We start from the raw sequence: 8,488 nt of genomic DNA, 5'->3' as shown, positions 1-8,488 counted from the left end.
CCTGGCCACCGAAGTGGCCTATGGTCCGCAAGCCCTGTGCGACATCGCCTCGGCGGATGGCTGCGACATGGTCATGGCGGCCATCGTCGGTGCGGCCGGCCTGGCCTCCACGCTGGCCGCGGCCCGTGCCGGCAAGAAAATCCTGCTGGCCAACAAGGAAGCCCTGGTCATCTCCGGCCAGTTGCTGATGGATACGGTGCAGGCGCACGGCGCCAGCCTGCTGCCCATCGACAGCGAGCACAATGCCATCTTCCAGTGCCTGCCGACCGGCTACACCCGCTCCATGCCGGCCCATGGCGTCGAAAAGATCCTGCTGACCGCCTCCGGCGGCCCGTTCCTCACGCGTGACGTGGCTACCTTCGACCAGGTCACGGTGGAAGAGGCGGTGGCTCATCCCAAGTGGGTGATGGGGCGCAAGATCTCGGTGGATTCGGCCACCATGATGAACAAGGGGCTGGAAGTGATCGAGGCGCACTGGCTCTTCGGTGCGCCGGCCGACAAGATCGAGGTGGTGATCCACCCGCAAAGCGTGATCCATTCCATGGTGTCCTATGCGGATGGCTCGGTGCTGGCACAGTTGGGTAACCCCGACATGCGCACCCCGATTGCCAATGCGCTGGCCTATCCCGAGCGTATCGCCTCGGGCGTGGCGCCACTGGAATTGGCGCAGATTGCGCAGTTATCGTTCTTCCCGCCTGACTTCACGCGCTTCCCCTGCCTGAAACTGGCGTATGATGCCCTGCGAGCCGGTGGTACGCTGGCGGCCATCCTCAATGCCGCCAATGAAGTCGCCGTGCAAGCCTTCCTGGACCGCCGTATCGGCTTCGGGAAGATCGCTCCCCTGATCCAAGAGGTCATGTCCGCCATCCCCAACCGGCAAGCCGACGATATCGCGGCCCTGCTGGAGCAGGACCGACAGGCGCGTGACCACGCCTGCACACTGATTTCACGATGAACCTGCTGCATACCCTGATCGCTTTCTTCGTTGCCCTGGGCACCCTGGTGGTGGTCCATGAGCTGGGTCACTACCTGGTGGCACGTTGGTGCGGGGTCAAGGTATTGCGTTTTTCGGTGGGCATGGGCCGGGTGATCTGGTCGCGCCGCTTCGGCCCCGACCAGACCGAATGGGCTATTTCGGTCTTGCCCCTGGGCGGCTATGTGAAGATGCTGGACGCCCGCGAGCAACCCCTGGAAGACATCCCCGCCGCCGACCTCAAGCGTGAATTCACGCGCCAGTCGGTCTGGCGCCGCATCGCCATCGTGGCCGCCGGCCCCTTGGCCAACTTCCTGCTGGCGATCCTGCTCTTTGCCGGACTGTACATGCACGGCGTGCCCGAGCCGGTGCCGGTGCTGCGGGGCGCAACCGAGCAGAGTGCCGCCTACCAGGCCGGCTTGCGCGCGGGTGATCGCATCACCGCCATCAATGGCGCGCCGGTGCAGGTCTGGTCGGAAGTGCGCTGGAAACTGATGCAACTGGTGCTGGAAAAGGCCGATGCCCGCATCGACGTCGAGCGCCCCAATCCTGCCGGCAATGGCAAGCTGCTCGACACAGTGACGCTGCGCCTGGGCGGTATCGACAGCAATGAACTGGAGGGCGACTTCCTGGCCAAGCTGGGCCTGGCCTTGGCGCGTCCGCCGGCGATCCTGGGCCAGATCCTGGATGGGCCGGCCAAGGCGGCCGGTTTGCAGACCGGCGACCGCATCACCGCCATCGATGGCGTGCCGGTCCAGGATGGCCTGGCCTTCGTCGAAAAGATCCGCGAATCGGCCGGCAAGCCGCTGGTGTTGCAGGGATTGCGCGGCACCATGCCGCTGCAAGTGCGGGTCACGCCCGATACGGTGGAAGAGGGCGACAGCGGCAAGCGCATCGGCCGCATCAAGGTCGAGGTGCCGCTGACGCCCGAGATGGCCACCATCAGCGATGCGCCCCTCACCGCCGTGGCCAAGGGCGCGCAGCGTACCTGGGATACCAGCGTGATGACCATCAAGATGATCGGCAAGATGATCGTCGGCCAGGTTTCGCTCAAGAACATCACCGGCCCCATCACCATTGCCGACTATGCCGGACAGACCGCCCGCGTGGGCCTGGTGAGCTATCTGAGCTTCCTGGCCTTCATCAGTATCAGCCTGGGCGTGATGAATCTCTTGCCAATCCCGGTTTTAGACGGCGGTCATTTGCTGTATTATGCGCTGGAGATTTTGACAGGGCGGCCCGTTTCCGAGCGGTTTGGGGAAATCGCGCAGCGCGCCGGCCTGGGATTACTGATGGCGCTGATGCTCGTTGCTGCGTTCAACGATATCGTGCGACTGATGTTCCAAGGATGAATCCGGCCTGATGCCGGCCCCGGCGAGCAAGCGAGCAGCAATGCGGCGGGGCGGCGAGAAAGACCGGATTTTTTACATTTGCCGGCCAACCCCGACGGCAGTTGTTAAGCAATTGGCAATGGATCAGGTATCCGTTCTCAATTTCTTACCAGCATCTTGTCAGTGCCGCGGCGAAAAACTGTTGATGAACGATAGATGAAATTACACCCTGCGCAACATCCCATTCCGACCTTCTCCCGTCGCCTGATCGCCGCAGCCGCCTTTGCCTTGTGCTCCAGCCAGGCCATGGCGATCACGCCCTTCGTGGTCAAGGATATCCGCGTCGAAGGCATCCAGCGTACCGAAGCCGGCACCGTCTTCAGCTACCTGCCGGTGCGCGTGGGCGATACCTTCAACGATGAAAAGGCCACCGCCGCCATCAAGGCGCTGTACGCCACCGGTTTCTTCCGTGACGTGCGCATCGAAGCCGAAGGCGACGTGCTGGTGGTGCAGGTGGTCGAGCGCCCGGCCATTGCCAGCGTCGATTTCTCCGGCATCAAGGAGTTCGACAAGGAACAGCTGACCAAGGCCCTGAAGGAAATCGGCGTGGCCGAGTCGCGCATCTTCGACCGCTCGCAGGTCGATCGTGCCGAACAGGAACTGAAGCGCCAATACCTCTCGCGCGGCCTGTATGGCGCCAAGGTCACCACCACCGTCACCCCGGTCGAGCGCAACCGCGTGGCCATCACCTTCTCGGTGGACGAAGGTGAAGTCTCGCGCATCAAGCAGATCAACTTCGTGGGCAACAAGGTGTTCTCCGACAGCACCCTGCGCGACCAGATCAAGCTGACCACGCCCGGCTGGTTCACCTGGTACACCAAGGCCGACCAGTATTCCAAGGAAAAGCTGCAGGGCGACATCGAAACCCTGCGCTCCTACTACCTGGACCGCGGTTACCTGGAGATGCAGGTCGAATCGACCCAGGTGTCGATCACGCCCGACAAGAAAGACATCTACATCACCGTCAACATCAAGGAAGGCGAGAAGTACACCGTCTCCGGCGTCAAGCTGGAAGGCGAGATGTTCGGCATGGAGCCGGAACTGGCCAAGCTGGTGCAGTTGAAGGCCGGTGACGTCTACTCCGGCGCCAAGCTCACCGAGAGCACCAAGAAGATCGGCGAGCGCCTGGGTAATTTCGGCTATGCCTTCGCCAACGTCAACGCCAATCCCAATGTGGACCGCGAGAAGAAGGAAGTTTCCTTCACCATCATGGTCGACCCGGGCAAGCGCGTCTACGTGCGTCACGTCAACATCGCCGGCAACACCAAGACCCGCGATGAAGTGATCCGCCGCGAATTCCGCCAGTTCGAGGATTCCTGGTACGACGGCGAGAAGATCAAGCTCTCGCGCGACCGCGTGGACCGTCTGGGCTACTTCAAGGAAGTCACCGTCGATACGCCGGAAGTACCGGGCACCAGCGACCAGGTCGATGTGAACATGAAGGTCGAGGAAAAGCCCACCGGCAACATCATGGTCGGCGCCGGCTTCTCGCAATCGGACAAGTTGAGCCTGACCGGCTCGATCTCGCAGGAAAACGCCTTCGGCAGCGGCAACACCGTGGGCATCGACATCAACACCAGCTCGCGCTACCGCACCATCTCGGTGTCGACCACCAACCCGTACTTCACCGATGATGGCATCAGCCGCACCTACGAACTCTACCTGCGCACGATCCGTCCCTCGGTCTATACGACCGGTGACTACCGGGTCAAGACGCTGGGTGGCAGCATCAAGTTCGGCGTGCCGTTCTCGGAACTGGACCGCGTGTTCTTCGGTATCGGCTTGGAAAACACCAACGTCAGCACCGACAGCACCAGCCCCTCGCTGTATCGCCAGTACGTGCGCGACTTCGGCGGTGCCGGCAGCGCCGGTTGCGATGTGACCGACGTTTCCTCGACCGCCACTTGCGGTATCGGCAGCGCCCGTACCACCAGCATCCCGCTGACCGTGGCATGGCAGCGCGACGGCCGCGACTCGGCCCTGGTCCCCACCTCTGGCCGCTACCAGCGCGCCAACCTGGAAGTGTCGTACCTGGGCACCCTGAAGTACTACCGCGCCAGCTACCAGCACCAGTACTTCCAGCCCTTCTTCAGCAAGGCAGTGACCCTGGCCTTGAATGGTGAAGTCGATTACGGCCGTGGCATCGGCAGCAAGCCCTATCCGGTGTTCAAGAACTACTATGCCGGTGGTATCGGCACCGTGCGCGGCTACGAGGCTTCCTCGCTGGGTAGCCTCAAGGACCAGTACGGCGACTCCATGGGTGGCGCGTCTCGCCTGTATGGCAACGTGGAGTTACAATTCCCGTTCCCCGGCTCCGGCCAGGACCGCACGCTGCGCTGGTTCACCTTCTTTGACGGCGGTAACGTCTTCGCCGATGGCCAGAACATCAAGTTGAACGACCTGCGCTATTCGGCCGGTGTCGGTATCAGCTGGGTGTCGCCGATTGGCCCGCTGAAGCTCAGCTTCGGCAAGCCATTGAACCTGAAGACGGGTGACAAGTCTCAAACCTTCCAGTTCCAACTGGGTACCGGCTTCTAAAGCGGTCATCATTGATTCGTAATACGGAGAGTAATCTTGAAGTTCATGACCAAATCGTTCCTGTCCCTGCAGACCATCGTGATGGCTGCTTGCCTGTTGAGCTTTGCCCCCGCCCATGCGCAGGAAAGCTCCAAAATCGCTTTCGTGAGCACCGAACGCATCTTCCGCGAAGCGGCGCCCGCCAAGGCGGCGCAAGCCAAGCTGGAAGCCGAGTTCGCCAAGCGCGACCGCGATCTGCAAGACATGGCCGCACGCCTGAAGGCACAGTCCGACAAGCTGGACAAGGATGCTGCGGTGCTGTCGGACTCCGACCGCGCCAAGCGCCAGCGTGACCTGTCCGACCTGGACAAGGAATTCCAGCGCAAGCAGCGTGAATTCCGCGAAGACCTGAACCAGCGTCGCAACGAAGAACTGGCCGTGGTGCTGGAACGCACCAACAAGGTGATCCGCCAGATCGCCGAGTCCGAGAAGTACGACATCGTGTTCCAGGAAGCTGTCTACGCCTCCAAGCGTATCGACATCACCGACAAGGTGTTGAAGGAACTGGCCAAGTAATCGCATCCATGCCGTGCGGGCGCAGGGTGGCAACACCCTGCGCCCGCATGTCGCTTCAGGGCTTGCTATATGAATAATTGAGCAATCCCGGTGCCATCGCAACGCAAAGCAACGCCTAACATTCGGAAAGCCAAGATGAGTATTCGACTGGCGCAATTGGTCGAGCGCTTGGGCGGGCAGTTGAAGGGTGATGCGAACATCGCAGTCCAGGGCATCGCGCCGCTGGATGCCGCAGGTTCCAGCTACATCACCTTCCTCTCCAACCCCAAATTCCGCGCGCAAGCCGACCAGACCCAGGCTGCAGCCCTGATCCTGTCCGAGGCGGACGACGCCCAGGTGCAGGCCTATGCCGGTGCCCGCATCGTCACGCGCAACCCCTACGCCTATTTCGCCCGCGCCGCCCAGTTGTTCCAGGCCCAGGCCGAAGTACTGGCACCCGCCGGCATCCATGCCAGCGCCGTGGTCGATCCTGCGGCCCAGGTGGCGCCGGATGCGGTGATCGGCCCGCTGGTGGTGATCGAGGCCGGGGCCGTGATCGGTGCGCGCGCCCGGATCGACGCCGGCAGCTTCATCGGTCACCACGCCAAGGTCGGTGAGGATACCCATTTCCATGCCCGCGCCACCCTGCATCACGCCTGTGAAATCGGCGCGCGGGGCATCGTGCACTCGGGCGCGGTGATCGGTGCGGATGGCTTCGGTTTTGCCAACGAAGCCGGGCAATGGATCAAGATCCCGCAGGTAGGGCGCGTGATGATCGGCGATGACGTTGAAATCGGCGCCAATACCACCATCGACCGCGGTGCCCTGGCCGACACTGTGATCGAGGAGGGCGTCAAGCTCGACAACCAGATCCAGATCGCCCACAACTGCCACATCGGCGCCCACACCGCCATTGCCGCCTGTGCCGGCATCGCCGGCAGCGCGAAAATCGGCAAATATTGCTCCATCGGTGGCGCCGCCATGATCCATGGCCACATCACCATCGTGGACAAAGTGCACGTCTCGGCCGGTACGCTGGCCTTGCGTTCCATCCTGGAGCCGGGCCAGTACACCGGCTTCTATCCCATCACGGAACACCGTGATTGGGAAAAATCCGCTGCCTTGGTGCGCAATCTGGGCACGATGCGTGAGAAAATCCGGGCGTTGGATAAAACGCTCAAAACGTTGACACAAGAACAAGCGGGCCAAGCCCCGCTTTCAGAGAATCAAGAAGAGAATGAATAGCCTCGACATCAATCAAATCAAACAGTACCTGCCGCACCGCTACCCGCTGCTGCTGGTCGATCGCGTGCTGAACTGGGAGAGCGGCAAGACGATCACCGCCATCAAGAACGTGACCGTGAATGAAGAATTCTTCAACGGCCACTTCCCCCACAAGCCGGTGATGCCGGGCGTGCTGATGATCGAGGCACTGGCCCAGACCGCCGCGCTGCTGTCGTTCCTGACCGAAGGCCGCAAGCCCGATGAAAACACCGTGGTCTACTTCGTCGGCATCGACAATGCCCGCTTCAAGCGTCCGGTGGAGCCCGGCGACCAGTTGAAGATGGAAGTGGAAATCACCCGTCGCGCCCGTGGCATCTGGAAGTACCGCGCCGTGGCCACGGTGGATGGCCAGGTGGCGGTGGAAGGCGACCTGATGTGCACCATGCGCAGCGCCGCCGACGCCAGCCAGGGCGCCTGAATGCCTCAAAGCAGCCCGGCCTGCACGGCTTGAGGCTGCAAGCCAGGCCCGGCGGCGATCGGCAAGATCGCGCCGGGCCTGATTCATTGTGCAGATTGCTACAATGTAATATGCACATTTTGCAAACCCAATCGAAGCACAGGATATGTCCAAGATCCATCCAAGCGCAGTGATTGCCCCCGCAGCGCAGATCGATGACTCCGTCGAGATCGGCGCCTATGCCGTCATCGGCCCTGACGTGCGCATCGGCGCCGGCACCCGCATCGGTCCCCACGTGGTGATCGAAGGCCATACCAGCATCGGCCGCGACAACCAGATTTTCCAGTTCGCCTCCATCGGCGCTGCGCCCCAGGACAAAAAGTATGCGGGCGAGCCCACCACGATGGAAATCGGTGACCGCAACACCATCCGCGAATTCGTCACCTTCAACCGTGGCACGTTCCAGGATGCGGGCGCTACCCGCATCGGCAACGACAACTGGATCATGGCCTACGTCCACCTGGCGCATGACTGCCAGCTGGGCAGCCATATCATCCTGGCCAACAATGCCACCCTGGCCGGCCACGTGCATCTGGGCGATCACGTCTTCCTGGGCGGTTTCACTACCGTTCACCAGTTCTGCCACATCGGTGCGCACGCGATGACCGCTTTTACTGCGGCCGTCAGCCAGGACGTACCGCCCTTCGTGACCGCCGCCGGCAACCGCGCGGTGCCCTCCGGCATCAATAGCGAAGGCTTGCGCCGCCGTGGCTTCAGCAGCGAGCAGATCATGGAGATCAAGCGCGCCTATAAGGTGATCTACCGCGCCGGCCTGCCGCTGGAAGAAGCCAAGCAGCAACTGGCCGAGATGCAAGCCAAGTCGGACAGTGTGCTGGATGTGGTCAAGGCCTACGAGAAGGCGGCCGGCAAACCCATCCCCTACACCATCGCGGCGCGCCGCCCGGGCGACATTGCTTCCTGCTATGCCGACCCTGCCGAGGCGCGACGCAAGCTGGGCTGGGAAGCCAAGCTTGGACTGGATGCCATGTGCGCCGACTCCTGGCGCTGGCAGCAAAACAATCCCAATGGATTCACCTCCTGATCGGGCGAGACTTCATCGGTGCTGATCCCTCGGCACCGATCCTGGGCGACAACATCTTCTATGGTCGCGATCTGGAGATCGAACCTCGGGTGTTCGGGGACAGCCGTGGCTTTTTCTATGAGAGCTTCAACCAACGCAGCTTCCAAGAACAGACCGCAGTGGATGTGCAATTCGTCCAGGACAACCATTCCCGGTCGGCACGCGGCGTACTGCGCGGACTGCACTACCAGATCCGGCACCCGCAAGGCAAGCAGGGCCCGCGTAAAGAT

Annotated in this window: 7 protein-coding genes and 1 pseudogene; all 8 read left to right on the top strand. The window is 62.2% G+C overall.

The features are described from left to right. On the top strand, nucleotides 1-955 hold a 955-nt coding region (gene dxr / locus I5W_RS18015), incomplete at its 5' end, for a 1-deoxy-D-xylulose-5-phosphate reductoisomerase (RefSeq protein ID WP_044530257.1). Next, on the top strand, nucleotides 952-2,325 hold the full coding sequence (gene rseP / locus I5W_RS18010; protein ID WP_044530256.1) for an RIP metalloprotease RseP: 1,374 nt from the start codon (nucleotides 952-954) through the stop codon (nucleotides 2,323-2,325). The genes dxr and rseP, both read left to right, overlap by 4 nt. A gap of 195 nt (nucleotides 2,326-2,520) precedes the next feature. Continuing rightward, the gene (bamA, locus tag I5W_RS18005) at nucleotides 2,521-4,902 is read left to right on the top strand and encodes an outer membrane protein assembly factor BamA (RefSeq protein WP_044530255.1); all 2,382 of its coding nucleotides are present in this window, start codon (nucleotides 2,521-2,523) and stop codon (nucleotides 4,900-4,902) included. 45 nt (nucleotides 4,903-4,947) lie between these two features. Then, on the top strand, nucleotides 4,948-5,457 hold the full coding sequence (locus I5W_RS18000) for an OmpH family outer membrane protein (RefSeq protein WP_231739064.1): 510 nt from the start codon (nucleotides 4,948-4,950) through the stop codon (nucleotides 5,455-5,457). A gap of 135 nt (nucleotides 5,458-5,592) precedes the next feature. Next, on the top strand, nucleotides 5,593-6,681 hold the full coding sequence (gene lpxD / locus I5W_RS17995) for a UDP-3-O-(3-hydroxymyristoyl)glucosamine N-acyltransferase (protein ID WP_044530254.1): 1,089 nt from the start codon (nucleotides 5,593-5,595) through the stop codon (nucleotides 6,679-6,681). Then, entirely contained in the window at nucleotides 6,674-7,138 is a 465-nt protein-coding gene (fabZ, locus tag I5W_RS17990) for a 3-hydroxyacyl-ACP dehydratase FabZ (protein WP_017451072.1), read from the top strand. Before lpxD ends, fabZ begins: the two co-directional genes overlap by 8 nt. A 145-nt stretch (nucleotides 7,139-7,283) precedes the next feature. After that, nucleotides 7,284-8,000: pseudogene (gene lpxA, locus I5W_RS17985) on the top strand (acyl-ACP--UDP-N-acetylglucosamine O-acyltransferase); the annotation flags it as partial. 257 nt (nucleotides 8,001-8,257) lie between these two features. After that, the coding region (locus I5W_RS17980; RefSeq protein ID WP_148289142.1) for a dTDP-4-dehydrorhamnose 3,5-epimerase family protein at nucleotides 8,258-8,488 on the top strand (231 nt) is incomplete at its 3' end.

The sequence above is a fragment of the Herbaspirillum sp. B65 genome (assembly GCF_000333555.1).
Lineage (GTDB): Bacteria > Pseudomonadota > Gammaproteobacteria > Burkholderiales > Burkholderiaceae_D > Herbaspirillum > Herbaspirillum rubrisubalbicans.
This window is presented reverse-complemented; position numbering and strand designations above follow the sequence as displayed.

Bases quoted from the DNA above. Each gene is read 5' to 3' on its own strand.
- rseP (WP_044530256.1), top strand. From the start codon at position 952: ATGAACCTGCTGCATACCCTGATCGCTTTCTTCGTTGCCCTGGGCACC.
- bamA (WP_044530255.1), top strand. From the start codon at position 2,521: ATGAAATTACACCCTGCGCAACATCCCATTCCGACCTTCTCCCGTCGC.
- I5W_RS18000 (WP_231739064.1), top strand. From the start codon at position 4,948: ATGACCAAATCGTTCCTGTCCCTGCAGACCATCGTGATGGCTGCTTGC.
- lpxD (WP_044530254.1), top strand. From the start codon at position 5,593: ATGAGTATTCGACTGGCGCAATTGGTCGAGCGCTTGGGCGGGCAGTTG.
- fabZ (WP_017451072.1), top strand. From the start codon at position 6,674: ATGAATAGCCTCGACATCAATCAAATCAAACAGTACCTGCCGCACCGC.